Here is a 24,445-nt window from a genome sequence, read left to right on the forward strand (position 1 = left end):
GCTGTAGCGATGAGGTCAAGGCGCTGCTACAAGGCGTGCAGCTGCCTCAGCACCTGGTGCTGGGACAAGTGCCAGGGTCCGGTCCGCCGCATGGTGCGTTCTTCCGAGGAGGCTTGGGCGCTGGGTGCGGCCGGCAGCGGATGGCTTGGCGGAGTCCCGGTTGAGTCTCTGTTCGTCTGTGGTGAAGGGGTGGGTTCAGGCATGGCGGACGTTTGTGTGCTGCTGGACTGTTACACCGTGGAGCCGAGCGGTCTGGGTGTGCCGCCTTATGTGTCGACGTATGTGCGGGCGGCCTGGTCGGCTCTGCGGCGGGCCCGTCCGGGTGCGGAGGTGCGTTATCTGACGATCGATGATGTGCGCTGGTGTCTGGCGGGCGGGAAGCCGGAGGTGGCGCCGCCGGTGAGCGATCCGCGTACCTATTCGGCGACCGTGAACCGCGAGCGGGCCATTGCGCTGCTGCACGACGCTGAGGCGGTGGTGGTCGTCGCCGGGGACAAGGTGCCGTCGGTGCACCTGCACGCCGTCAACGGGAGCCTGGAGGAGATCTGCCGGGCGCTGGCCTGTGTGCGTGGGCGCCGGTATCTGCTGGGGCCGCTGGCGACCTACGCGCGCATCAGTCCGTACGAGTTCGCGGGCCTGTTCGATGCGGTGCATACGCACAGCGTGACCTCGGGTGACCTGGTGGTCGGCAGCCGGGTGCCGACCGACTACGGCCGGCTGCGCGCCGAGCGGGGTTCCTTCGCCGGGCTGGTCGAGCAGATGTGCTGGCGGCCGATTGCTGAGCTGGAGCTCTACCGGGGCTGTACCCGTCGGGTGTTCTGCGATTTCTGCAACGAGCCGGGCAAAGCCCCGGTGGTCGCCTTCCGCAGCGTCGAGGACGTCCTGGAGGAGGCGCAGCAGCTGTATGCCGCCGGGGTGCGGCACTTCCGTCTGGGGCAGCAGACCTGTTTTTTCTCCTACCGCAACCGTGACGAGGAGGCGATCAGGGCGTTGCTTTCGGGGTTCTGGGAGCGGTGCCCGCAGTCGGTGGTGCTGCACATCGACAACGCCGATCCGCTGGCGGTGGCTTCGCCCGTCGGTGCTCGCATCGCCCGTCTGGTCGCGGAGTGGTGCACGGAGGGCAACTGTGCGCCGATGGGTATTGAGTCCTTTGACCGGCATGTGATCGAGCAGAACCATCTCACCTGTACGCCCGAGGTCCTGCTGCGGGCGGTCGCGCATGTCAACGAGGCGGGGGCCGGGCGGGGCCCGGGCGGTCTGCCGAAACTGCTGCCGGGCCTGAATCTGGTCTACGGGTTGCCCGGTGAGAGTCATGGCACGCACATTGCCAACCTCACCTGGCTCGGCCGGATCCTGGAGGCGGGGTATCTGTGCCACCGCACCAATGTGCGCCAGGTGCGGGCCTACCCGGGTACCCCACTGGCCGCCCTGCCCAGGCGCGAGCAGGTGCCCTCGGCGGAGCACTTCACCTCCTGGAAGGCCGATATCGACCACGGCTGGGACCGGCCGATGAAGGAGCGGGTCTACCCGCTCGGGCTGAAGATTCCGGGTCTGCAGTCCTACTTCGTCGGCCGCAACGGCACGTGGTGGCGGCGCCTGGGCTCGTACTCGATCCAGGTTGTCGAAGAGCATGTGGTCACGCCGGTCGGTACGGCCGGGGACCTGACCGTCACCGGCCATGCCCCCCGCATGCTCTACGGGCGGCGTCGTGCGGCCGCGCGCTGACGATGTGCTCGGACTGCTCGCCTCGTGGGACGGGCAGGCCGAGCGCACCGTGCGGATCGGGATGCTGCTGCCGTGGGCGAACGTGGCGGTGGAAGACGAACTGCCGCGCCTGGGCCTGTCGCACACCGTCTTTCACTACACGCGTCTGGTGCCGGCCTCGCGCACCACCGCGGTCGACGCCGCGTTCTGGCACGGGCTGCGGTCGGCGGCCGCCGGCGGGCTCGATGCGCTGTCCCCGGTGCCGCTGGACGCCGTGTTCCTGGCGTGCACCTCGGCCGGCTTCCCGACCGGCCCCGCGCCGCCTGTCCTGCCGCCGGGTGTTCGGACCGCCTTCGACGCCCTGACCGGTGTGCTCACCCACCTCGGCGTCCGGCGCATCGTGCTGGCCACGCCGTATCCGCAGGAGGTCACCGCTGCCGAGGCGGCCGCCCTGGCCGCCTACGGCATCGAGACCACCGCCCACGCGAGCCTGGACCTGGCCGACGGCTACCCCACGGTGACAGCGGACCAGATCCGCACGCTCGTGCGACATCTCCCCTCTGTGGCATTGCGCACCGCCGATGCCGTGGTGCTCTCGTGCACCGGCTGGCACACTCTGCCCGTCCTGGCCGAACTGCAGCAGGCCCTCGGGGTGCCGGTCTTCTCCTCCACCCTCGCCATGGCCCTGTATGCCGCCCGCCTCGCGATGGGAGCCCCCTGTGAGCACCAGCCCAAGTGACAGAGTCCTGGCGCTCGTGGCACGCGCCGCGGTCCTCGCCGACGTGCGCCGGGAGGTCGAGGCCAACCATGACGACAACCGGTGGTGGCCGACCGCCGTCACCGACTTCCGGGTGCGGATGCTCGCGGCCGGCTGGTCCAGCCGCGTCTCCTACCGCATGATCGACACCTACGCGCGCGTCATCCGCGACGCCGCGGCTCTCGGCTTCGACGCGCTGGCCGACAGCACCGACGCCGAAGTCGCCTCGCTGGTCGCCCCGCTCGGCCTGCCCCGCGCCCGCATCGCCTACCTGCGCTCCCTGAGCGAAGTGACCCAAGGGTGGGCCAAGGACGGCATCGACCCGGCCACCGGCCCCCTCGACGCCGATGCGATGATCCGTTCCTTTGCCGAGCAGGTCCACGGCGCCTCGTACAAGGTCGCCCAGTGCGCGCTGCTGTACGCTCGCGGCTACCACTGCGGCATCATCCCCGTCGACTCCGGCATGGTCAGCAAACTGGCCCCCGCCCTCGGCCTGGCCCTGCCGCCCGGCCCTGCGGCCCACGAACAAATGCGCCACCACCTCGAAGCCGCCGTCCGTTCCCGGCCATCGGCTTACCGCGCCCTGGCCGCCCGCCACGCCCTCACCCTCCCCGCCGACGCCGCCCCGACCTGGTGGACCCACCTCGTGCTCATCTACTTCAAACGCCTCTACCTCAACAGACCCTCACCCCGCCTGTGCCCCCAACGCCCCCTGTGCCCCTCAGTTCTCGACTGCACCCACCTGCGTCCCTGACCTCTGCCTGCCGGGAGCGGCCATGCAGCGCATATCGGTCATCGGCAACATCTCCCGCGACCACATCCGCTATGCCGACGGACACAGCGGCCATTACCTCGGCGGAGCTGCCCTGCACATCGCGCTTGCCGCCGCCCGTGCCGGCGCCCACGCCGCACCCGTCGCCGTGATCGGCGACGACTTGGCCCTCCTCACCCGCGAACCGGATCTCGCCTGCCTGGACTGGTCCGCCCTGCGCCACGCCACGGGCAACTCCGCGGCCTTCGCGATGGTCTACGACACCCAGGGCGCGGTGCGCTGCACCAGCGCGACCTACGGCGTCTCTCACCAGCTCACCGCACACGCCCTGGGCCACCTTGCCCGGCATCCCGGCGACTTCTGCCACCTGTGCTGCCGCCGCCCCCTGCACGTGCCGGCCGTCCTCAGCCGCCTGGCCACCGTCGGTGCCCGCTTCAGCGCCGACTTCTTCCTGCCCAGCGCCCACTCCTTGCTCGCCGCGGCCGCGTCCTGGCTCCCCGCCGCCGACTGGATTTTCGTCAACGCCGCCGAATACCGGCTCCTGGCCCGCACCGTCGACCCGGCCACGCTGAACGCGGTGATCGTCACCGACGGGCCCCGCCCGGCGCGCCTGCTGCACCACGCCCGGCCCGTCGCGGAAGCCTGCCCACCCACGACGAAGGCCGTCGAACTGACCGGCGCGGGCGACACCCTCGCCGGCACCTTCCTGGCCCGTCGCTTGGCGGGCGCCACCCCCGCAGCCGCCCTCGAAGCCGCGGTCACCGCGGCCGCGCACCACACCACCACCCGCCCGCGGCCCCTGCCCGCCCCGCACAGCCCCTGACGTCTCACCCGAAGGGAGCCGCCCGGTGTTCTACATCGCCCACCGTCTCTTCGCCGCCCACGACCGCGCCCTGGCCGCACATCTCGCCCACCATCTGGCGGCCAAGACCGGCGCCGACGCCGTCTTCCTGCCCTTCTGCGACACCGACGAAGAAACCTTGCAAGCACCCGTCAAAGGCCTTCGCCTGTTCGAACTCGACCGTCGGCGCCTGCGCACCCTCACCGGCATGATCGCCATCCTGCACGGGCCCAGCCTGGATGACGGCGTTTGCATGGAAATCGGCTATGCCGCTGCCCTCGGCGTACCCGTCATCGTCATGACCACCGACTTCCAGACCTACTCGCATCACCCGAACAGCCCCCGATGGGAGTTCACCGACCCGCTGATCGAAACGATCACGCGCCGCGTCGTGCGCGTCCCTCGCCTCGGTCCCCTTCCGCCGGCCGACCACTCCGCAGACCGGTTCGCCACCTTTGCCTCCCGCAATCACCGCCAGGCGGACGAAGTCGTCGCGCGCAGCGTCGACGCGCTTCTCGACGCGGCCACCGGGGATCGGGCAGTTCCTCATACGGCACCTGCCCGTGCGGGCAGCGTCTTCTTCGAGCCCTCCCCGTACACACCCGTGCCGGAGCAGGTGGCCGAAGCTGTACGAACCGCTGGATACGACCTGAGGGCGGCTCGGCGCTTCGCGGCCGCTGGTACCGCTGTGGCAGCCCGCACCGACTGGGAGGAAGCCCGGCACGCCGAGACACTGATCGCTGACGTTTCCGGGCCCGAGGCACCGCCCGGCGCCGCCGCCCTCATCGGCGCAGCCGCCGCCCAGGGCCGCCGCATCGGCGTCTACCTGCCACACCCCGTCTTCACCCACGCTCCCGGCCGGGAACCGAACTGGCGCAACCTGATGATCCAGTACGCGGCCGGGCACCACCTCAGCACTCCCGACGACCTCACGTCGTGGCTGCACCGGTGAACGCCGAACAGGACCTCGCCTCCTATCGCACCCTCGCCATAGAAGGATGCGACGGAGCCGGCAAGAGCACCCTGGCCCGACGCCTGGCCACCCAGCACGGATTCACGCTCGTCCACTGCCCGCCGACCCCGGACCACCTGGAACTGACCCACCACTACCGCACGCTGCTGGACCGGCCCGGACGCCTGATCCTGGACCGCTGCTTCCTCAGCGAACTTGTTTACGGCCCGCTTTTCCGCGGCCGCTCACGGCTGACCTGGCAGCAAATCCTCGTACTCGCCGCCCACGTCACCCAGCGCGACGGGCTCTTCGTCCACATCACCGCCACCCCGCCGACCATACGCGCGCGACTCATGGCCCGAGACGGCCACGCCCCCTCCACGGCCCAGATCACCGCCCTGACCTGCGGCTACCACCGCACCTTCGCGATGCTCGCCGCCTACGCGCCCGTCCTGACCATCGACACCACTACCAGGCCCTCCGGCCCGGCCGGATGACAGAGGCCCGACTTCCAGCGCCCGCACCGTGGCCATCGCTAGGCTCCGGCGGCACCAGCACCCCACCGTGCCCCGGAGGAACCGTGGACATCCGATCCGCACAGAAACACACCTGGGAAAACAAGATCGAGAAGGGGTTCAACACCACCGACGTACCGCTGGAGGTCGCCCTGCTCATCAGTGAAGTCGGCGAAGCCTTCACCGCCTGGCGCAAGAACCTCCCCGACTTCGGGGAAGAACTGGCCGACATCACCCTCTACACCACCGCCCTCGCCCAGATGAACGGCATCGACCTGCAGGCCGAGATCGAACGAAAAGACTCTGGCGGGCATAGCGCTCCCGAGGCGGCCACCAGCGTTCCTCTGGAGTTCGGCCTCCTCACCAAAAAGATCGGCGACGCCCTCACCGCCTGGCGCGAAAACCGGGCCGTTCTCGGCGGGGAACTGGCCGACATCGCCCTCCGCACCTCGGCCCTCGCCCAGATGAACGGCCGCGACCTGTACGCCGAACTCCAGCACAAAGTCACCAAGAACCGCGGGCGCGTCTACACCCGAAACGAACACGGAGTCCCCATCCGAGTTCGCGAACACACACCACCGCCTCAGAGCACTGAGGGGTAAGGCTCACCTCCGCACGCGCGGAGAGCACCTGAGGTCGGCCCCGGACTCCTGTCTGTCCCCAGGGGCAAAGTAGCCATCTGTGATGCTCAGGCCGTGGGGTCGGTGACGTCGTCCTTGGCGAGGACGTGGTAGACGGTGGCGACCAAGGGATGTTCGCCCTTGTCCATGCCCGAGTTGATGACGAGCTTGCTCGCGATCTGTAGTACGGGCACGCCGTTGGCCCGCAGGCTGTGCGCGTAGGCGGCCATGTCGTCGTCGATGACCTTCTCCAAGCCCGAATCGCCCCAACGGATCATCGGTTGGTGCACGCGGACGGCAATGCTGTCAGGCCCGGTGGGGCCCAATCCCGGCCTCACGGCTCCGTGGGCCGGAGCCCGGCCCTGGGGAGTGTCGCTGCCGCACCCGCCGTCAGGAGGAGCCCGGCCACGGCGAGCAGCATGCTCCACCGCATGCCCGACAGGAACGTGTCCGCTCCGGCAAGTAGCGCGCCGAAGATGGCCACCGCGATGGCTCCGCCGACCTGGCGGGCGGTGTTGAGGACGGCGGAGGCGGTGCCCGCCCGGTCCGCGGGCACGGCGTCGAGGAGCAGGGCGGTCAGGGCGGGGACGGCCAGCGCTCCGCCGAGGCCGACCGGCACCATGAGCGCCGCCACCGTGCCCACATGGGTGTGCGGGCTGACCGTGAGCAGTGCCAGCGAGCCTGCCGCGCCGACCAGTTGCCCCGCCACCATCGGCACCCGGGGGCCGAACCGCGCGGCAAGCTTCGCCGAGGCCAGGTTCACCACGGCGACAAGGGCCGTCATCGGAATGAACAGCATGCCCGCGTGCAGAGCCGACTGTCCGCGCTGCTGCTGGAGGTAGAGACTGAAGACGAACACTCCGCCGTAGTAGGTGGCGTTGAGCATGAAGCCGACTACCAGGGAGACCGCCACCACGCGGGAGCGGAACAATGGCAGCGGAAGCATCGGATGCGCGCCCCTGGCCTGCGTGGCAAGGAAGAGGCCCGCCGCGACTACGGCCACCAGCAGTGATACCACCACGAGCGGCCGACCGACGCCCTTCTCACCGCCCTCGATCACTCCGTACGTCAATGCTCCCATCGCGGCGACGGCCGTGATCTGCCCAGCCGTGTCCAGTCGCGCGGGCAGCCGGGGGGACGTGGGCACCCGGGTGAGCAGGGCGAGCGCCAGCAGGCCCGCGGGCAGGTTGACGAAGAAGATCCACCGCCAGCCCACGGAGGCGGTGAGCGCCCCGCCCAGGACCGGCCCGGCCGCCACCGCGACCGCCCCGCCCACGGTCCATACGGCGATCGCCCGAGCCCGCTTGGCCTGGTCGGGAAAGCCCTGCCGGACCAGGGCCAGCGATGCCGGCATCATCAGCGCGGCCGCACCGCCCTGCACGAGGCGGGCGGCCACCAGCGCGCCGAGGCCGGGTGCCAGCCCGCAGGCGGCCGAGGCCAGCGCGAAGAGGACCAGCCCGCCGCCGTATGCCCGCCGGGCGCCGATGCGGTCGGACACCGCGCCGGCAGAGAGCATCAGGGCGGCGAAGACGAGGGTGTAGCCGTCCACCACCCACTGCAGCCCGGACATGCCGCCGCCAAGGCTGCGGCCGATGTCGGGCAGGGCGACGGTGACGATCAGTGCGTCCAGCGAGATGAGGAAGAAGCCCAGCAGGGCGGCGCCAAGCACCACGGGGACCCCGCCCCGGGCCGGGCCTGCAGTGCGGGAGGCGATGGAGGACGCTTGCAGCGATCTCATGAGGGCATTCCTGAGACGTTCGGGGAGGTGCGCGACCGGTACGGGAGGCGATGGCGGCCACCACGGACAGGCCGGCCCTGCAACAGGAAGCCGCGCCTCGCGCGCGGCAGGTCCCCGCCGCCGCGTCCGCGCGGGGACGGCGGCGGGACGAGGGGCGGGGCGGCCGGAGGGCCGTCAGTTGTCGAAGTCGGTGGAGCGGGTGAGCTTTTCCCAGGAGTGGAGTTCGGTGCGGGCACGGTCGAGGTGGTCGATGATCGCGTCGGTGGCGTCGTTGCCCAGTGGCAGACGCAGCGGCGGTTCGTCGGCGTCCAGCGCGGTGAGGATGGCGGCCGCGGCCTTGGCCGGGTCCCCGGGCTCCTGGCCGGCTCCGCCCGGCAGGCCGGAACGGACGGGGCCTACGGTGTCCTCGTAGGCGTTCAGGGCCGCGGACTGCTGCAAGGTTCCGGTGCCGGCGAAGCCGGTGCGGAACGCGCCAGGCTCGACGATCAGCACCCGGATGCCGTGCGGGGCGACCTCGGCGGCCAGCGCCTCGGAGAGACCCTCCAGGGCGAACTTGGTGGCGCAGTAGGCACCGACCCCGGCGAAGGCGAACCGCCCTCCCATGCTCGTCAGTTGCACGATGGCGCCTGAAGACCGGCGGCGCATGTGCGGCAGTACGGCCCGGGTGAGCGCGGCCGGGCCGAAGAAGTGCAGGTCCATCAGGTCCCGCAGTTCGGCGTCGGTGGTCTCCTCGACGGCCCCCACCATGCCCCGTCCGGCGTTGTTGACCAGGACGTCGATGCGGCCGTGCCGGGCCACCACGCCGTCGACCGCGTCTTGCATGCCGGCGACGTCGGTGACGTCCAGCGGCAGCGCCTCGACCTGGTCCGGGTGCGTGGCGACCAGGTCGTCGAGCGGCGCGGTGCGGCGGGCGGCGGCTACCACGATGTCGCCCGCCGCCACCGCCGCTTCGGTGATCGCCCGACCGAACCCGCTGCTCGCCCCGGTGACCAGCCATACCTTGTTCATGATCTTCTCCTTGTGCCGGGTGATCCGCCGCTCTCAGCGGCTCATGTGAACCACCCTGCAAGGCGCACCAGTTGCCCGTCCAAGATTCACTGTGATAACCGATGGTTATGGACGTTCACGGACGGGACCTGCGGTACTTCGCCGCAGTGGCCGAGGAGCTGCACTTCACGCGCGCGGCCGAGCGGCTGTACGTCTCGCAGCCCGCGCTGAGCAAGCAGATCAGGATGCTGGAGAAACGGTTGGGGGCGGCATTGTTCGAGCGTGACCGGCGCGAGGTACGCCTGAGCACGGTCGGCGCTGCGCTGCTGCCCCACGCTCAGCGCATACTCGCCGAGTGGGAGGCGGCCCAGGAAGCGGTCGCCCGGGCCGTGGCCGACCAGGCTGCCGTCCTCGTCGTGGGGATGAGCACCAGTCCGGGCCGCGGGGGTGTGCTGCCGGCGATCCGCTCCCGCTTCACCGCCGCGCGCCCCGACGCCCGCCTCAGACTTCGCCAGGTCCCCTGGCACGACTCGACCGCCGGGCTCGCCGACGGCACGTGCGACGCGGCGTTCGTCTGGCTGCCGCTGCCCGATCCCGAGCGTTACCGGTGGGTGGTGGTCGCCGAGGAACCGCGCCTGTTCGCCATGCCCGATACTCACCCGCTCGCCGACAGAGAGATCATCGACTTCACCGACCTGCTGGATGAGCCGTTCCTCGCCCTGCCCGGCAGCGCCGGGCCGCTGCGCGACTACTGGCTCGCCACCGACGCCCGCGGCGGGAGGCCGGTGCGCATCGGCGCGGAGGTGGCAAGTACCGAGGAGACGTACGAGGCACTCGTCGCGGGTCTCGGCGTGGTCCTGCTGGCAGCCGGGAACACGCCGCTGATCACCCTCGGCGGAGTCGTCGCCCGTGCGGTGAGCGGCATCGCGCCCAGCCGCTTCGCCCTGGCCTGGCGCGCCGACGACCGCCGCCCGCTGGTGCAGGAGTACGCGCGCGCGTGCGCGCTGGCGACCGGGACGACACGTACCGCCCTCTGAGATGGTCGTTCAGCTCGTCCTCGACGAGCTCGCGTGGCTCGCCCAAGCCGTCATGAGGCCGGGCCCGTCCTACGGGCTGCGTCACCGGCCGCGCGGCGAGGACCGGGCACAGAGGCGGGCAGAGGGAGTTCGAGGCGCTTGTCCATGTCGAGGCGGAAGGTACCGTACGGGTTGATGTTCGACCAGAACAGCGCGGTCAGGCCGCGCCGGTCCTCGGGCGTGAGCTTCTTCGCCCACTTCGACCAGGACCTGCTGGGGCAGCAGTGTGTCGACGTGCACGAGCGCGGACTGGAGCAGGTGCAGCGCGAGCATGGATGTCTCGGTGTGCTCCTTGTCCGAAAGGTGGCCGGGCGCCGGCCCAGCCGTCGCACTCCGCGGTCGGGTGGGCCGACGCCGGTCAGGGGCGCGGCGGGCCGCGCCCCCGCCGGGCGGCGTCAGGCGCCGTAGAGGGCGAGGAGGGGGGTGAGGCCGGGACCGTTGCGGTTGTCCTGCACAGTGCCGTACTGGATTTCCTGGAGGTTCGCGTAGCGGCGTCCGTTGATCAGGGCGTGCTGTGCGCGGGGAACGGTCTCGTTGCGCATACCCTGGTGCACGATGTGCGACAGGCGCGACCAGTTGTTCTCCAGATCCACGCCGAACCCACCGATGTTGGCGTAGTAGCCCTGCCCGCCGTTGTCGCTGCCCGCGCCGATGCTCCGGGCGATGCGGTTCTCGATCCAACCGAAGCGGGCGGCTTCGGCGGTGGCGCCGATGATGTAAGCGATCTCGGGCCGCGCCTCATGCCAGTTTGGTCTTCGCGGTGACCGCGACTAGGGAGCGTTCGGCGCCGAGGCCGTTGGCGTACGCCTCGCGGCGCGCCGCGGTCCACCGCGAGGCCCCGGAGCCCCACGCCTCCGTGAGCGGCACCATGTGATCGATGTCCAGGCCCTTGGGGTTCGTCACGGTCACGTCGTCGTACGAGTACCAGCGGCCGGTGAGGACCGTGCACTTCGGCCCGATCTCCGGGCGCCGACCACCACAAACCCGACGCGTAGCGCCGCTGACCAACCCGGCGTCAGCGGTGAAGGCGTGGAATGTTCCGTCTCTCAGCCCGACTGTCGGCCACCCGTGGTTCGTTCCGGGCCGGCTGCCCGTCGGGCGGGGGTGGCCCGGTGACCTCCACGTACGCCGGACGCAGCAGACGGTCACCGAGCCGGTAGCCGGGGCGCAGCACCTTCGTACAGGTCGGGTGCCTGGCCGTGGTGTCGAGGTGGTGGGTCACGGCTTCGTGCCGGGTGGGGTTGAACTTCTCTCCCTCCTCGCCGACTTCCTGCATTCCGAGCGTCGCGAGCTGGGTCTCCAGCGTGCCGGTGATGTCCTTGAGGCCCGGCGTCACGGGCTCGTGCTCGCACGCGCGGTCCACGGCGTCCAGTACCGGCAACAAGGCGGTCAGCACATTGGCCACGGCGGCCTCGCGCACGGCCAGCCGGTCCCGCCGCACCCGCTTGCGGTAGTTGTCGTATTCGGCCTTCACCCGCTGGAGATCCGCCGTGCGCTCCTCCAGCAGGCGCTGCAGTTCGGTGTTCTCCGTGCGCGGTCGGCCGTTGCCCATGGTTACCTCGCTTCCGGCCGGTCCTCGTCGACGATTTCGGCGTCCACCACCTCGTTGTCGGAACCGCCGGGCCCTCCGGAACCGCCGGAAGCGTCGGAGCCGCCGGGCGCCCCGGACGTGCCCGCGGTCTCGGCGCGCGACCGCTCGTACAGCGCCGTGCCGATCTTCTGGGCCGACTGTGCGGCGCGGTCCATGGCCTGCCGGACCGACGCCGTGTCCGCCTTCTCGTCCTTCAGCCGTTCCTTCAAGGTGGCGAGGGCCGTCTCGGTCTCGCTCCGCGCGTCCGTGGGAATCTTGTCGGTGTTGTCCGCGATGAGCTTCTCGGTCTGGTAGACGAGCTGTTCGGCCTGGTTACGGGTCTCGGCCGCCTCGCGCCGCCTGCGGTCCTCCTCGGCGTGCTGCTCCGCCTCCCGGACCATGCGGTCGATGTCGTCCTTGGGCAGCGCCGAGCCGCCGGTGACGGTCATCTTCTGCTCCCTGCCGGTGCCGAGGTCCTTCGCCGAGACGTGCATGATGCCGTTCGCGTCGATGTCGAAGGTGACCTCGATCTGCGGCACGCCGCGCGGGGCCGGGGCGATGCCGGTCAGCTCGAACATGCCGAGTTTCTTGTTGTAGGCGGCGATCTCCCGTTCGCCCTGGTAGACCTGCACGGCCACGGAGGGCTGGTTGTCCTCGGCGGTGGTGAAGGTCTCCGAGCGCTTGGTCGGGATTGTCGTGTTGCGCTCGATGAGCTTGGTCATGATGCCGCCCTTGGTCTCGATGCCGAGGGACAGCGGGGTGACGTCGAGCAGGAGGACGTCCTTGACCTCACCCCTGAGGACGCCGGCCTGGAGCGACGCGCCGACTGCCACGACCTCGTCCGGGTTGACGCCCTTATGGGGGTCCTTGCCCGTGAGTTCCTTCACCAGGTCCGTGACGGCCGGCATCCGCGTCGAACCGCCCACCAGAATCACGTGGTTGATGTCGGACACCTTGATGCCCGCGTCCTTGACCGCGTTGTGGAAGGGCCCCTTGCAGCGTTCCAGCAGATCGGCCGTCAGCTGCTGGAACTGCGCGCGGGTGAGCTTCTCGTCCAGGTGCAGTGGGCCCTCGGTGGATGCGGTGATGTAGGGGAGGTTGATCGTCGTCTCGGTGGACGAGGACAGTTCGATCTTCGCCTTCTCCGCGGCCTCGCGCAGTCGTTGTACGGCCATCTTGTCCTTGGACAGGTCGACGCCGTACCCGTTCTTGAACTGCTTGACGAGATGGTCGACGATCCGCTGGTCCCAGTCGTCGCCGCCCAGGTGGGTGTCACCGTTGGTGGCCTTCACCTCGATGACGCCCTCGCCCATTTCGAGGAGCGAGACGTCGAAGGTGCCGCCGCCGAGGTCGAAGACCAGCACCGTCTGATCGCTCTCCTTGTCCAGCCCGTACGCCAGCGCCGCCGCCGTCGGCTCGTTGATGATCCGCAGGACGTTCAGGCCGGCGATCTCACCGGCCTCCTTGGTGGCCTGCCGCTGGGTGTCGTCGAAGTAGGCGGGGACGGTGACGACGGCGTCGGTGACGTCCTCGCCCAGGTACGCCTCCGCGTCCCGCTTGAGCTTCTGCAGGACGCGCGCGGAAAGCTCCTGCGCGGTGTACCGCCGGCCGTCGATGTCGCCGCTGTCCGGGAACCGCCAGCCGTGGTCCCCCATGTGCCGCTTCACGGAGCGCGCGGTGCGCTCGACGTTCGTGACGGCCTGCCGTTTCGCGACCTCGCCCACCAGTACGTCACCGCTCTTGGCGAAGGCCACGACCGACGGTGTCGTCCGGGCCCCCTCCGTGTTGGTGATCACGGTGGGCTCGCCGCCTTCGAGGACCGAGACGACCGAGTTGGTGGTGCCGAGGTCGATGCCGACCGAGCGCGCCATCTTGTTCTCCTCCTCACGGTTGCCGGAAACTGCCGGGCTCGCGGATCCGGACGGCGTCCGCTTCAGGCTCTCCGCTCCCATCGGACCGGTCCCACTCGCAGCGGCGGCTCGGGCGGTACACCACCGTCCACCCGGACTGCCGCGACCCGGTGCACCGGGCGGGCCGGGGCCGGGTTCGGGGTGGGCACGGTGTGCTCGCGGTCGTAGGCGGCGCGCAGCCCGGGGTCGCGGAGGGTGTCGTAGGCGGCGCGCAGCCGGCCGTACCGCTCCGCCGTGTCGGTGTCGACACGCGTGTCGGGACGCAGTTCCCGCACGCGGGCACGGAAAGCGGAGGTGATCATCTCGGTCGTGGCCGAGGGGCGCACTCCGAGGATCGCGTACAAGTCCGTCGTCCGGTGCTGATCCCGCACTTCACGTCGCCTCCTCACCAGCCGCGAGCTGCGAGTTCGGACAGACTTGCCTATCGATAGAGATAAAACTTGAGCGGTACCTTGTCAAGGCCGCGGTCTGTGGAGCAGGCGCAAGGAGAAGGCGCACCGGGCTCCCGGGCCCGGACGGACGGAACCGATCGGACGAAATATGTACGACGATGCCCCTCCTTCGTGCGGATCCTTCGCGCGGAAGCCTTCCAGGGCTCGACCGGCTCGCCGGCAGGTACTCGGCACAGCCGCCGGACCGGCCGCCATGCCGCTCGACGCGCACCGGGACGACGGCAGCCCGGTCGTTCACTTCGACCTGCCCGGCGTCGATCCCGCCACCGTCGCCGAGGCTGTCCAGGCCAGACCTGCTGTCGTTGTGCGGACGCCGATTTTCCTGGCCGCGGCCCAGGCGACGTCCTCGGAAACTGGACCCCCTTCGGTGAGTTCGAGGATCTGGAGACCGCACCGCCCGCCAGCGGGTTTCCGGCGGAATTTCCTGTCCCGAGCAGTCGAAGCGCGCCATCGGACGCAGGTCGGCTCGCAGTGCGGCCCTGGACCTTTCAACTCTGCGAAAACCGGCCCCACCTGTCCAGCGAGGACGGTCGGGCCGGCATGTTTGTTGCGTTGTGGGCGCATCGCCCATCGAGGCCAAGCCGCTGTTCGTGGTGGTGGGTTGTGGCGGCATGGTCGGGCAGGGACGGCGGCGGCGGTCAGTGGTTGCCGAGGGCGGTCCGCAGCCGCTGGTGGTGGTCGAGGTCCTCGAAGATGTCGCGGTCGGGCGGGCCGGGGTTGCTGCGTCCGGCGTTCCAGGCCCAGGCGCTGGCGGCGATGCCGGTGGTCAGTGGGATGAGCAGCCACAGCAGGGCGCTCACGGTTCAACCTCCTTCGGTGGGGCGGGACGGGCGGCTTCTCAGGCCGTGAGCTGCTTGGGCGTGCTGCGGGAGACGGTGATCTTGCGGGGTTTGGCGTGTGCGGCCAGCGGGATGCGCAAGGTGAGCACGCCGTTGTCGTAGGCCGCTTCGGCGGCGGCGGTGTCCAGGGCGTCGGACAGGGGCAGGCGCCGGGCGAACTGGCCAGTGGGACGCTCGGTGAGCACGGCCCGGGCGTCGGCCGGGACCGGCGAGGGGCGCTCAGCACGGAGGGTCAGAGTGTTGCCTTCCGTGGCCAGTTCGATGCTGGAGCGGTCCATGCCCGGCAGGTCGAACTGTAGGTAGAGCGCCTCGTCGTCGCGCCAGACATCCGCCGGGATGACGGCGCCCGCCGAGGTCGTGGCGGTGTGTGCGAGCTGGTGCACCAGCCGGTCGAGACCGTCCGGGGCGCCGTTGCGCGCAAGCATTCCCCTGTTCTCCTTTCGCTTCAGATGTCACAGCCGTCGCAAGTGGCGGCGCTTGCCGCCTGAGCCACTTGCCCAGCCACGTATCTATGTAACTCACCGCAGATCTCTTGACAAGGCTGGACTGGAGCAAGTTGACAGCAGGAGACTCAATTTGTATGACGGTCGTGTCACTCGGTCGCGTCGACGGCCGCGCCTCTCCGCAGGCGGGTTCGGGGCTGCCGACGCAGGGAGTTGGAAGGGAGGCCGTTGGTGGCGGAAGGAACGAAGGCTGTCTGGCTGCTGGGGGCCCGCGGGGCCGCCGCGGTCGTGTTCGGTGTGCTGGCGCTGCTCTGGCCGCAGCTGACGGTGCTGGCCCTGGCCTTGGCATTCGGCGCGTACGCGCTGGTGGACGGGGTGATACTCCTGGGCGCGTCCTGGCGGAATCGCGGTGAGCGCTGGTCCGCCCTGGCTTGTGCGGCAGCCGGTGCGCTGAGCGTGGTGACCGCGATGGTGACTTCCCTGTGGCCGGGCCTGACGGCATTGGCGCTGGTGGTCATGGCAGGCGCCTGGGCCGTTGTCACGGGCTGCCTCGAACTGTGGGCCGCCCTCCGGATGCGGGGGGAGCTGCGGCACGCGTGGCTGTGGCTCGCCTCCGCCGTGGTGTCGGTGGTGGCGGGTGTGCTGCTGTGGCTGCGCCCGGATGCCGGCGCGGTGGTCATCTCTCTGGTTCTGGGGGTCTACGCGCTGGTCGCGGGCGGTGTGTGGCTGGCCTCGGCCTGGCGTGAGCACCGCGCGCACACCGGGCGCGAGCACCGGTCGTGGAGGCGGCCCGCCTCCGGGGCCCGCGTGGCCCACTGACGACTCCGGCCCTCGTACGTCCCGTCACGGCGCACCGCGGGCCGCCGCCTGCGGTGCGCCGAGGGAAAGTTCGCAAGGCGGGTGAGCATCGTGACACGGCTGTACGTCAAGGACGGCGATCTGGTGGTGCGCCTGCCCTGGCGGTGGGCGCTCGCGGCGCGGCGCGCCACCGTGCGCCTGCCGCTGGCTTCGGTGGGTGAGATCCGCGTGGAGCCGCACTGGTGGCGGGCGGTGCGCCCGCGCCCCGGGCGCGGTTACCGCTTCCGCCCGGGACGCTGGTGTGTGGGCGAGCTGGAGCAGGTCCACGGCCGGGACTTCGTCGCCCTGCGCACGCAGGGGCCGGTGCTCGTGGGATCGGCCTCCGGCCCCGACGCCCCCTATGCCCGTCTGGCGGTTTCGACACCGGACCCCGAAGGTGATGCGGCCTGGCTGCGACAGGCCACCAGGGCGGCACGAGGCTGAGTCGGGCCTTGTCAACTTTCCTCTGGCGGGGTATGTAAGAAGTAGAACGCACTATGCGGGACGATGTCGAAGGAGGGACGAGACATGCTGATGCGTACGGATCCCTTCCGCGAGCTCGACCGGCTCGTCGAGCGCGTCTGGGGTACGGCCGCGCGCCCGGCCAGCATGCCTCTGGATGCCTGGCGCGAGGGAGACGGCTTCTTCGTGGAGCTGGAACTGCCCGGTGTGGACCCGGAGTCCATCGATCTCGATGTCGAGCGAAACGTCCTGACCGTGAAGGCCGAACGCAAGCCGACGTACGGCGAGAACACCGAGACGGTGATCACCGAGCGTCCCGTGGGGACGTTCAGCCGGCAGCTGTTCCTCGGTGAGACCCTCGACACCGGGAAGATCGAAGCCTCCTACGAGGCGGGCGTGCTGAAGCTGCGGGTCCCGGTCACCGAGCAGGCCAAGCCGCGCAAGATCGCCATCAGCGGCGGCGGTGACCGCAAGGAACTGGGCAGCTGACGGCGGCAAGCCACGTCCGCAGGGCCCCGGGCCGGCCATGGCCCGGGGCCCTGTCGCTGTCCGGGACCCCCAGCGGTCGCCTGCGCTGTTGTGAGCGCGCGGTGAGCATAGGGACTGCCGTCCGAGCCTGTACGGGGAGCCGCGGGAAGTTGCTGGAGCTACTGGAAGGCGGGCCGCCGCAGAGCCGCCCGGTGCCGGCGACCGCCGACCTCGGCGAGGCGATGGGCTGAGTGGGCGCGCTCGGCGGGGTCGAGGGCATCGTGTACAAGCCGGAGCGTCCGTACGCTGCCGGCCGTACGGCCTCCGGCTGGCTCAAGTGGAAACGGCGCCACACCCTGGACATCGCCGTCCTCGGCGTCACCGGCACCAGCCCGGCCACCCAGGCCATCGCGCTCGGCCTGCCCCTCACCCGCGGCGCCCTGCAGGCTGTCGGGGTGAGCCTGCCGCTGCCGGCCGCACTGTGCCCACAGCTCACCGGCCTGCTGCACCCACAAGGCGGCGGGGCCCGCGGTCAGCTGCCGGGCACCGTCGGCGGCCTGCCAGGCGCCCCGCCGGTCAGCTGCTGACGGCGGTGGAGCGGGTGCTCGCCCGCTACGCCGCCCACCTGCTGCTCACGACCCGCCAGATCTGTTACGCGCTTGTCTCGGACGACGTCCTGGCCAAGCAGGAGCGCACCTACAAGCGGACTGGTCGAGCTGTGCGGCATGGCTCGCCGCTCCGGCCGGATCCCTTGGAACGCGATCCGCGACGACACTGAGACCGCCGCCGAGCCGGTCGCCTTCACCAGTGTCGTCGACTTCCAGCAGGCGCAGCTCGAGGCGGCCCGCGCCTACCGGCTGGACCGTCAGGCGGGCCAGCCGGCTCGCATCGAGCTGTTCTGCGAGACCGCGGGCATGGTGCCGCAGCTGGCGGCCGTCGCCGAGCCGTTCGGTGTGCCGTGCTACTCGGGCTCCGGCTGCAACAGCCTGCCCGGCAAACGCGGCGCCGCCCACCGCGCCGCCGAAGGCGGGCATGCCGCGGTCCACGGCCGTGGCGACCCAGATGATGTCCTCGGCCAGCCGCAGCAGGACGAACGCCAACTCCGGGTCCGCGTCCGCCCGCCCGGCGGCCGCGGCGCCGCCACCCGTCTGCAGCGCCAGGAGGTAGTCGAACCCCAGTTCCACATGGGCACGGCCTGAACGCCATGGCGCCCCGGGCCGGGAGGTCCGGGGCGCTGTTGTCTGCCGGGTCAGGCCAGGAGGAACGCGGCGGCGGTGATGGCGCCGCAGGACGCGCCGGCTACGGTCTGTGCGATGGTGTGGTAGGCCAGCGTGACCCGGGACCAGCACACCGCGAGGGTGAGCAGGTAGGCCAGTAGCCACCAGGGGGAGTGCACGACGGCGAGCAGGGCGGGGACCGCGGAGGCTACGGCGGAGTCCACGGAGATCTTCCAGACCGTGTTGACGGCCAGGAGGACCACGGTCATGGCCCACAGGGCGAGCATGGCGACGAGGATGCCGGTTGGGGCGTGGCCGAGGACCATGACGAGCGCCCCGAGCCCGACGGACGTCAGGATCACCAGGAAGATGGGGCCGCGCTTCGTACGGTCGACGACGTGCCGGTCACCCCAGGTACCGCGCTTGCGCTGCCACTCGATGTACCCGGCCGGGACGATACCGGCGCACAGCGCGCCGAGCAGGCCCCACGGCAGGCCGGTCCAGTCGCCCGCGGCCGCCCAGCCGATGCCCGACATGCCCGCCACGAGGACGTTGCGGGGCTGAAGCGTGTCGGTCACGGCGCGCGCGGCCGTCGTGGTCGAAGCGGTGGTCGTCATACATTTGTCTCCGCGGTGTTGAGCAGGTCCTGCACTTGTGTGCCTAATAGTGGCGGGGTGGTGCTCCCTGCGCGGCCACCGGGGGCATCCTCGTATCCGGGAGAGCCGCTGGTGCTGCGGCGCAGACACCTGATGCGGCTGCGCCGCCGCTTGTCAGCACGATCGCCGTCAGCCCGTAGCGACCCTGGACCTGGAGACGGGCCGGTCCACCATCGTTCGCTGACCGGGGGGAAGGTGCCGACTCACGCGAAAGGTCCTGCGCCTTTGCAGTTCGTGTTCCGGGTGCCTTGCACCCGCTGCGCCACACAGCCCGACGTAAGCGCATGCCAGAGCCCCCGCCATCAGGACACCGGCGTGAGAAGGCAACGGACGCTGAGCCGCGAGTCGGCACCCTGGTCGATGTCGGCGTCCAGGACATCAGCCTCCTGGACGAGCCCGAAGCCGACCGCTGTCCGACCGGCGCCCCGCTCCAGGCGGCCGAGCAGTCCTTCAGCGGCCTCTTCTTCCAAATCACGGGCCTGTAGGGGCGCGCCTCCGCTCAGGACCGCGGCGCGCGGCGTCACGGGTCGGCCCGCACGAATATCGCGTGTGCGGACAACCGTAGGGCGGTTTTCCCCCTCTTGCTGCTGGAAGGGGGTGCCGTGAACGGTAGACGGATGCTGGTGACGGTGACGGCCGGGGCCGTGCTGTACGGGGGCGCGGTGGCTGCGCCCGCCGCGGCCGACGGTGGCCGGCGGCAGGTGACCGTATGGGTCGACGACATGGGCCAGCGGCCGGGCGGGCTGCTCCAGGTCACCGTGGACGGTCTGGGACGTCTGAACGCCCGGCAGAAGGTCATCGCCTCCTCCCCGGCCTTCGCCGGGCCCGCCCGGCTCACCGAGTACTCGACGGGCGTCGCGGGGGATCACAGTCTGCTGGCCAGGGCCGCCGTCGCGATGTCTGCGCGCCCGGGCCGTTATCCGGTGCGCATCGCGTTGGACGGCCGGACGGTGGCCAAGAGCACCGTCCAGGTGGTGCCCGCCAAGCGGCCGGAGTTCTCTGTCTCTCAGACCCCCGGCTCGCCGCAGCGCCCCGGCGAACAGCTCGGGGTGTCCTATGACGACCTCTACCCCGGCGAGACCGGTCGCACCTTCACCGTGCGTTCCGCGGCGTTCGACAAACCGGTCACGCTCACCCATGACCCCGACGGGCCGGACTGGAACAACCCGCGTTTGTTCGACGCCGTTCCGGCGGTCTCCCGGCGGGCGAAGGACGGCGTTTATACGGTTACGCTGCATGCTCCCTCCGGACACGTGCTCGCACGGAAGCGGATCACGGTGCGCGCGTCGCGGCCCGGCGACCACGACTACCGCGGCAATGCGCGCGGCCCGTTCTTCTTCGGCCGCTCCGGCAGCGCCGATGAGGCGAAGAATCATTACCGCACCCAGCCCGGCGGAACGTTCAACGTGCTGTGGAAGGACGAGTTCCCCGACGCGGGCGAGGAGACGACGCTGACCGCCACCTCTCCCGCCTTCCAGCGCCCGGTGCGGCTGGAGCGCGATGACAGCAAGGCGGCCGACGGTGATGAACCGCGCTACTACGCCCCCGCGCGCATCCGCCCGGACCTGGCTCCCGGCTCGTACCCGGTCACCGTGGTCAGCCACCACGGACGCGTGAAGAAGACCAGCCAGGTCGTCGTCACGGGCACCGGCACAGATACCGGCACCGGAAGCACCAGTGGCCCAGGCACCGGAAGCACCACTGGAACCAAGAGCACCACTGGTACCCCCGGCACCACAGGCAAGAACAAGACCGCCGCCGCCCCGGACAAGCCGGACAAGGACGACTCCGGACACCCGGCCGTGCTCGCCGGCGCGGGAGCGGGAGCGGCGGCAACGGCCGGCGTGGGTTTCGTGCTGTGGCGCCGCCGCACGGCACGCTGAGAGCCGGCCCGCTCCGTACGAGGCCGACGACGCCCTCGCCCGGTTCTCCGGTCTGCCGACTCCACGTCGCAGAGCGGATACCGGCGCGTGGAAGCCCGCTCTTCCCGGGCGCCAGCGCTGTTCTTCACGGACGACCAGGTCATCGAGTCGTGTTGCGGATGCCGGCGATCGGCGCGCCCCGTACGGCGGCCCACGCGTCCCGTAACGGTTCGTACGCCCCGTCGCGCCCCGGCGATGTGGAGGCGGTCTTTCCCTCAGGCCGATCGCTCCCGCCGAAAAGCAAGCCGGCTACATCCCCGAGCAGGTGACCCGCGGCCGGAGGGCAGCTCGGCCGGCGGTCCGCTGCTGTGGTTGCGGGACGAGCCGTAGCCGTACTGCGCTCCCGCTTACCCCGGCCCCGATTCGGCGTCCGCGCCCAGGAAGCCCGGGTCCCGGCCCGCGCGTGTGCTGCATCCGGAGCGGTTCGAGCGGCCGGAGGAAGAGGCCGGCCGGGGCGTACGGGTCGCATTGCCCGGTCTCCGACGGGGTGAAGACCGGTGGGCACCCGACCCTGGCGGGCCTGGCTGCCGCCGCGAGATTTGTGTCGCGTCCTCAGCCTGCACCATCGCTCACTGCTTGAGCGGGTCCTCGGTGGCGGCATTTGCTGTTCTCATGCACAGATGGGCTGGTTTACGTTCGCTGTCCGCTGCCGGGGGTGAGATGCCAGAAGGTACAGCGAAAGGCATCACGCATAATGTAGAGCAATTTCGACAAGCAGGTGGACGAGACCGCTGGCACGCTGGCGTTCGGCGTCGGATTGTTCCTGTCCGGCCGGGACCTGGACGGCATCCCCTGCACGGACGCGACGTTCTTCTGCACGGGCCGTCGGGTGCCGCCGAAGATGGAGGGCCGGGTCCGCCGCGCCTCCTACCGGGCCGGGTGGCAGCGCCTGGCCGTACGGCTGACCATCATGGGCGCGGTCACCGAGACCGGCTACCTGCCGGACGCCACCCGGACGCCACCCTCTCCAGTCCACCCGCGCCCTGTGGGAGGAACCGCAGAATGTGCTGCAGGCCCTTCAGAAGTCGCGGGGACCGATCAGAGCACCCCACCCCAAGAGGCCGTGAACTACCACTTGGCTGGGTGTGTGAAACATGCTGAATGGGCCATGATCTTGGGGCCGCTTTTCGGGACTTTGGGCCTGGGAGCTTGGCTGGAAACTGAGTTAGCGTCAGTTCGAGCCAGTGCGGCGATAGCTACGCCGCGGGCTTCGAAATGTCCAAGGGGAAGAAGACTCAGGTCCGTTGAGTTTCCACACCTTCCGGCGGTCCTGTGTGCCCTCTTCCCCCGTCTGCAAGGGAAAACGTACGAGAACAGAACCATATCCGCATAGCCGCTGCCACTGCCGTGATCGCCGTCGCCTTGGGCGTCGCCGCGCCGGCTGCCAGTGCCGTCGAAGCGCACCGTGAGGCGAAGACCGCTTCGCAGACCGCTGAACCGCTGCGCCCGACCGCTGACGACGTACGTGACCTCGTCTCCCGCATGCGGGCTGACGGCGCGGACAAGAACCAGATCCGGGAGTTCGAGCAGTACGTCAAGCAACTCGAGGACCCGAAGGCCCAGGAGCGCATCCTCGGCTCGGGAACGGTCATCCGCAAGCTGATCGTCGCCGGGCTGTGGCACGGCGGCGTCTGGGCCGGGAAGATCGTCGGCAAGGTCAGCAAGAAGGCCGGTGACTTCCTCGCCCGCAATGGCGCAAAGATCGCCAACGCGATCGAGGATGTCGAAGGTTGGAGCGAGACCGCACTCGCCGTGGCCATGGTGCACGCCGGCGCGCCGGCCGACCTCGCCGCCGACCTCGCCAAGGCCATCATGCTGATCGCCGTGTGATCAGGAGATTCTCTCCGGTGGCACCCTTCTTCTGACGCGGGGTGCCACCCGCAGCTGTCTGGGCGCAGGAAGGAGTGCGCGGTGGACGACAACCACCAGCCCGACGACGAAAGCACCTGGACGTCCCTCTCCCGGGGGGGAGAAAGCGCTGGCCGCTTTCGGCATGACCGGCCTGGCCCTCGGGGTCATCACCGCTGTCCTCGCGGCTGTGCTGCTCGGCCTCCTTGCCGTCACCGCCGCGTCGCTCCGCCTGGTGGAAGCCGACGGAATCGGAACCCTGTTCTGGGGTGTGGCGCTGTTCCTGCCGTGCAACGCTCTGGCAGCGCTGTTCGCCTGCCCGCTGCGCTGGGGTCTACGGCTCACCAGCGTCGCATCGCGAACCAAAAAGGTGACGGAGGCCGCGCTTTCTGTGGCGACGACATTCCTCGCCGTCTTGTTCACCGAATATGTCACTCCTGGTCTGCGGGTACATCACCCGTGGCTCCCAGCGTTGCTGGCCGCATTGCTTGTCGCCTTGGTCAACTTGGGGGTCAGACAAATGGAAAGGCGCACAACGAGCAGGACTCACGGCGGACGTTCACACTTCCGGTCCTGACCAGGCAAACCGGCACGGAAGGAGCCGGTGGTCGTCGTATGTGACAGCCAGGAGGCTCTGATAAGCCTGCGTCAGGCGGTCCGCTGGCGCCGCGGACCGCTGAGGTCTGGAGCGTGCGGTGGACATCGCGTAGGCCACCGCCGCTCATACCAGGTGGCTCAGCAAACAACGGACAACAAATGGGCCAGGGCGCACCAGAAACTGCTCGCCCGCATACAAAGTAGCCAGCAGCAGAAGGAGACAGCGGCGGTTCCGACCCGCCTCCGGACCGAGCCGTTCGATAATGGAGGATGCGAAGAGGTCATGGCTGCATAGACCAGCCGTCTCATTCTGCCGGGGCCGTACCGACCACAGTCGGTACGGCCCCGCTGCGCATCTCAGCTCATGTCGTTGCCCATTCGAGTCCGAGGTCGGCCAGCACCTGGAACCGAAGTCCACCAAGCACCATGGCCGCGCTCAGGTGGTCAGTGGCGGGTCCGCGCGGGAGACGCAGATCCTGTTCTTCACCGAGGCCGAAGCCCGTGAGTGGGCCACCACCGGCAAGAAGGCCGCAGCCGCCGGCGGGCCCGCCCCGGTGCAGCTGCACAAGCCAGCCGCTGAGGCCCTCTTGGGCACCCGGCCCACCAGCACCGGCGTACTCCCGCCGGTCCTCGAGTCACCCGCGAGCGGAGACCGGACCGCCGACGCCGGGTCCCTCGTCCCGGCCCCGGCCGCCGCGCCCGGCGAGCTCGCGGCCAACGCCACGGCGACGCCGCCGGCGACCCCTGCCCCGGCCCGGGTCGACGGCGACCAGGCGGTGGACCTCCGCGAGGCCGCCGACCACCACCTGCCCGGCATCACCCTGGCCGCGCTGCGCTTCGCCCGCGCCGACGACCCGGCCTTCCCCGCCTCGGCCGGCAAGCGCGGCGCCGAACTCCTCTACCGCGTCGGCGACCTCAAGAAGTGGGCCCGCAACCGGGCCCGCGCCGCCATCGGCACCACCGCCCTCGACTGGCCCTCGTCGGCCGGCGGGCCGGATTTCCGACCCGCCGGCCGCCGATCCGGACCTGTCCGCTTTCGCCGACACGATCCCCGGCCCTGGAAACAACCGGCTCGCCAGGCCCCACACAGAACAAGAACACCCCGCGATGAAGAAGACCGCGCTCCCGACGACGCTGAGCTTCTGCGCCCCCCGGCCTGCGCGAGCAGATAGAGGCGCGGCCCGAGTGAACCGCGCTCATCGGCCTCAGCACCACCGGGCGGACCATCGCCGTCGACCTGGACGCCGAATCCCCGCACGTCC

At 70.4% G+C, this 24,445-nt stretch carries 29 protein-coding genes and 2 pseudogenes; 19 read left to right on the forward strand and 12 right to left on the reverse strand.

Going from position 1 to position 24,445, the window contains the following annotated elements; genetic code table 11:
- Positions 1-90 precede the first annotated feature (90 nt).
- The 7 genes from CP984_RS40605 to CP984_RS42500 all read left to right on the forward strand — a co-directional run bounded on the left by CP984_RS40605 (position 91) and on the right by CP984_RS42500 (position 6,143).
- Entirely contained in the window at positions 91-1,725 is a 1,635-nt protein-coding gene (locus CP984_RS40605; protein WP_226048761.1) for a radical SAM protein, read from the forward strand.
- Positions 1,709-2,443, forward strand: coding sequence for an aspartate racemase/maleate isomerase family protein (locus tag CP984_RS40610; RefSeq protein ID WP_003979263.1), 735 nt, complete (start codon positions 1,709-1,711; stop codon positions 2,441-2,443). The genes CP984_RS40605 and CP984_RS40610 overlap by 17 nt, the downstream gene beginning before the upstream one ends.
- Positions 2,424-3,215 (forward strand): DNA glycosylase family protein, encoded by a 792-nt coding sequence (locus CP984_RS40615; protein ID WP_030183646.1) that lies wholly within the window; start codon positions 2,424-2,426, stop codon positions 3,213-3,215. Before CP984_RS40610 ends, CP984_RS40615 begins: the two co-directional genes overlap by 20 nt.
- A 22-nt stretch (positions 3,216-3,237) precedes the next feature.
- Positions 3,238-4,056: a PfkB family carbohydrate kinase gene (locus CP984_RS40620; protein WP_003979265.1), complete on the forward strand. Its 819-nt coding sequence runs from the start codon at positions 3,238-3,240 to the stop codon at positions 4,054-4,056.
- 25 nt (positions 4,057-4,081) lie between these two features.
- Entirely contained in the window at positions 4,082-5,026 is a 945-nt protein-coding gene (locus CP984_RS40625; protein WP_003979266.1) for a nucleoside 2-deoxyribosyltransferase, read from the forward strand.
- Complete coding sequence (locus CP984_RS40630) at positions 5,011-5,523, forward strand: P-loop NTPase family protein (protein WP_030183651.1); 513 nt, start codon at positions 5,011-5,013, stop codon at positions 5,521-5,523. The genes CP984_RS40625 and CP984_RS40630 overlap by 16 nt, the downstream gene beginning before the upstream one ends.
- 83 nt (positions 5,524-5,606) lie before the next feature.
- Positions 5,607-6,143: a nucleoside triphosphate pyrophosphohydrolase family protein gene (locus CP984_RS42500; protein WP_003979268.1), complete on the forward strand. Its 537-nt coding sequence runs from the start codon at positions 5,607-5,609 to the stop codon at positions 6,141-6,143.
- A gap of 86 nt (positions 6,144-6,229) precedes the next feature.
- On the opposite strand, the gene CP984_RS40640 is transcribed toward CP984_RS42500, so the two are convergent.
- From CP984_RS40640 to CP984_RS40650, 3 genes are all read right to left on the reverse strand, one after another.
- Positions 6,230-6,415, reverse strand: a complete 186-nt coding sequence (locus CP984_RS40640) for a hypothetical protein (protein ID WP_003979269.1) — start codon at positions 6,413-6,415, stop codon at positions 6,230-6,232.
- Positions 6,416-6,495: 80 nt separating this feature from the next.
- A complete protein-coding gene (locus CP984_RS40645) occupies positions 6,496-7,899 on the reverse strand; it encodes an MFS transporter (protein WP_030183653.1) in 1,404 nt (467 codons plus the stop codon).
- Between the two features lie 174 nt (positions 7,900-8,073).
- The gene (locus CP984_RS40650) at positions 8,074-8,907 is read right to left on the reverse strand and encodes an oxidoreductase (RefSeq protein ID WP_003979271.1); all 834 of its coding nucleotides are present in this window, start codon (positions 8,905-8,907) and stop codon (positions 8,074-8,076) included.
- A 101-nt stretch (positions 8,908-9,008) separates the two neighbouring features.
- On the opposite strand from CP984_RS40650, the gene CP984_RS40655 reads away from it, so the two are divergent.
- Entirely contained in the window at positions 9,009-9,923 is a 915-nt protein-coding gene (locus tag CP984_RS40655) for a LysR family transcriptional regulator (protein ID WP_030183655.1), read from the forward strand.
- Positions 9,924-10,097: 174 nt separating this feature from the next.
- Positions 10,098-10,370, forward strand: coding sequence for a hypothetical protein (locus CP984_RS41715; protein ID WP_176564565.1), 273 nt, complete (start codon positions 10,098-10,100; stop codon positions 10,368-10,370).
- Here CP984_RS41715 and CP984_RS41720 read toward each other — a convergent pair.
- The 8 genes and pseudogenes from CP984_RS41720 to CP984_RS40685 form a co-directional block, all read right to left on the reverse strand.
- Positions 10,358-10,555, reverse strand: coding sequence for a KH domain-containing protein (locus CP984_RS41720; RefSeq protein WP_003979274.1), 198 nt, complete (start codon positions 10,553-10,555; stop codon positions 10,358-10,360). The genes CP984_RS41715 and CP984_RS41720 overlap by 13 nt on opposite strands.
- Positions 10,556-10,573: 18 nt before the next feature.
- Positions 10,574-10,687, reverse strand: a pseudogene (locus tag CP984_RS43090) (ribosome-inactivating family protein); the annotation flags it as partial.
- A 25-nt stretch (positions 10,688-10,712) separates the two neighbouring features.
- Positions 10,713-10,916, reverse strand: a pseudogene (locus CP984_RS40665) (GmrSD restriction endonuclease domain-containing protein); the annotation flags it as partial.
- Positions 10,917-10,977: 61 nt separating this feature from the next.
- On the reverse strand, positions 10,978-11,514 hold the full coding sequence (gene grpE / locus CP984_RS40670) for a nucleotide exchange factor GrpE (RefSeq protein ID WP_003979277.1): 537 nt from the start codon (positions 11,512-11,514) through the stop codon (positions 10,978-10,980).
- Between the two features lie 2 nt (positions 11,515-11,516).
- Positions 11,517-13,403 carry a molecular chaperone DnaK gene (gene dnaK, locus CP984_RS40675; protein ID WP_003979278.1) on the reverse strand — a complete coding sequence of 629 codons (1,887 nt, stop codon included), beginning with the start codon at positions 13,401-13,403 and terminating at the stop codon, positions 11,517-11,519.
- Positions 13,404-13,465: 62 nt separating this feature from the next.
- Positions 13,466-13,813, reverse strand: coding sequence for a J domain-containing protein (locus tag CP984_RS40680; protein ID WP_003979279.1), 348 nt, complete (start codon positions 13,811-13,813; stop codon positions 13,466-13,468).
- Between the two features lie 719 nt (positions 13,814-14,532).
- On the reverse strand, positions 14,533-14,694 hold the full coding sequence (locus CP984_RS41725) for a hypothetical protein (protein WP_156100318.1): 162 nt from the start codon (positions 14,692-14,694) through the stop codon (positions 14,533-14,535).
- 38 nt (positions 14,695-14,732) lie between these two features.
- Entirely contained in the window at positions 14,733-15,158 is a 426-nt protein-coding gene (locus CP984_RS40685) for an Hsp20/alpha crystallin family protein (protein ID WP_003979280.1), read from the reverse strand.
- A gap of 249 nt (positions 15,159-15,407) precedes the next feature.
- Here CP984_RS40685 and CP984_RS40690 point away from each other — a divergent pair, with 249 nt between their 5' ends.
- The 5 genes from CP984_RS40690 (at position 15,408) to CP984_RS40710 (ending at position 18,142) form a co-directional block, all read left to right on the forward strand.
- Positions 15,408-15,995 (forward strand): HdeD family acid-resistance protein, encoded by a 588-nt coding sequence (locus CP984_RS40690; RefSeq protein WP_003979281.1) that lies wholly within the window; start codon positions 15,408-15,410, stop codon positions 15,993-15,995.
- 81 nt (positions 15,996-16,076) lie between these two features.
- Entirely contained in the window at positions 16,077-16,457 is a 381-nt protein-coding gene (locus CP984_RS40695) for a hypothetical protein (protein ID WP_003979282.1), read from the forward strand.
- An 84-nt stretch (positions 16,458-16,541) separates the two neighbouring features.
- Complete coding sequence (locus CP984_RS40700) at positions 16,542-16,964, forward strand: Hsp20/alpha crystallin family protein (protein WP_003979283.1); 423 nt, start codon at positions 16,542-16,544, stop codon at positions 16,962-16,964.
- 230 nt (positions 16,965-17,194) lie between these two features.
- Positions 17,195-17,530: a hypothetical protein gene (locus CP984_RS40705; RefSeq protein WP_003979284.1), complete on the forward strand. Its 336-nt coding sequence runs from the start codon at positions 17,195-17,197 to the stop codon at positions 17,528-17,530.
- 138 nt (positions 17,531-17,668) lie between these two features.
- Entirely contained in the window at positions 17,669-18,142 is a 474-nt protein-coding gene (locus CP984_RS40710; RefSeq protein WP_003979286.1) for a hypothetical protein, read from the forward strand.
- Positions 18,143-18,192: 50 nt separating this feature from the next.
- Here CP984_RS40710 and CP984_RS40715 read toward each other — a convergent pair whose 3' ends face one another.
- Positions 18,193-18,777 (reverse strand): phosphatase PAP2 family protein, encoded by a 585-nt coding sequence (locus CP984_RS40715; RefSeq protein ID WP_003979287.1) that lies wholly within the window; start codon positions 18,775-18,777, stop codon positions 18,193-18,195.
- 323 nt (positions 18,778-19,100) lie between these two features.
- On the opposite strand from CP984_RS40715, the gene CP984_RS40720 reads away from it, so the two are divergent.
- The 5 genes from CP984_RS40720 (at position 19,101) to CP984_RS40740 (ending at position 24,355) form a co-directional block, all read left to right on the forward strand.
- Complete coding sequence (locus CP984_RS40720; RefSeq protein WP_003979288.1) at positions 19,101-19,301, forward strand: hypothetical protein; 201 nt, start codon at positions 19,101-19,103, stop codon at positions 19,299-19,301.
- 96 nt (positions 19,302-19,397) lie between these two features.
- A complete protein-coding gene (locus tag CP984_RS40725) occupies positions 19,398-20,699 on the forward strand; it encodes a hypothetical protein (RefSeq protein WP_151416131.1) in 1,302 nt (433 codons plus the stop codon).
- 1,386 nt (positions 20,700-22,085) lie between these two features.
- A complete protein-coding gene (locus tag CP984_RS40730; protein WP_003979290.1) occupies positions 22,086-22,568 on the forward strand; it encodes a hypothetical protein in 483 nt (160 codons plus the stop codon).
- A gap of 163 nt (positions 22,569-22,731) precedes the next feature.
- Positions 22,732-23,163, forward strand: coding sequence for a hypothetical protein (locus CP984_RS40735; protein WP_003979291.1), 432 nt, complete (start codon positions 22,732-22,734; stop codon positions 23,161-23,163).
- Between the two features lie 460 nt (positions 23,164-23,623).
- Positions 23,624-24,355, forward strand: a complete 732-nt coding sequence (locus tag CP984_RS40740) for a hypothetical protein (protein WP_030183665.1) — start codon at positions 23,624-23,626, stop codon at positions 24,353-24,355.
- Positions 24,356-24,445 lie beyond the last annotated feature (90 nt).

Origin of the sequence: Streptomyces rimosus (assembly GCF_008704655.1) — a bacterium.
In the GTDB taxonomy this organism is placed as follows: Bacteria; Actinomycetota; Actinomycetes; order Streptomycetales; family Streptomycetaceae; genus Streptomyces; species Streptomyces rimosus.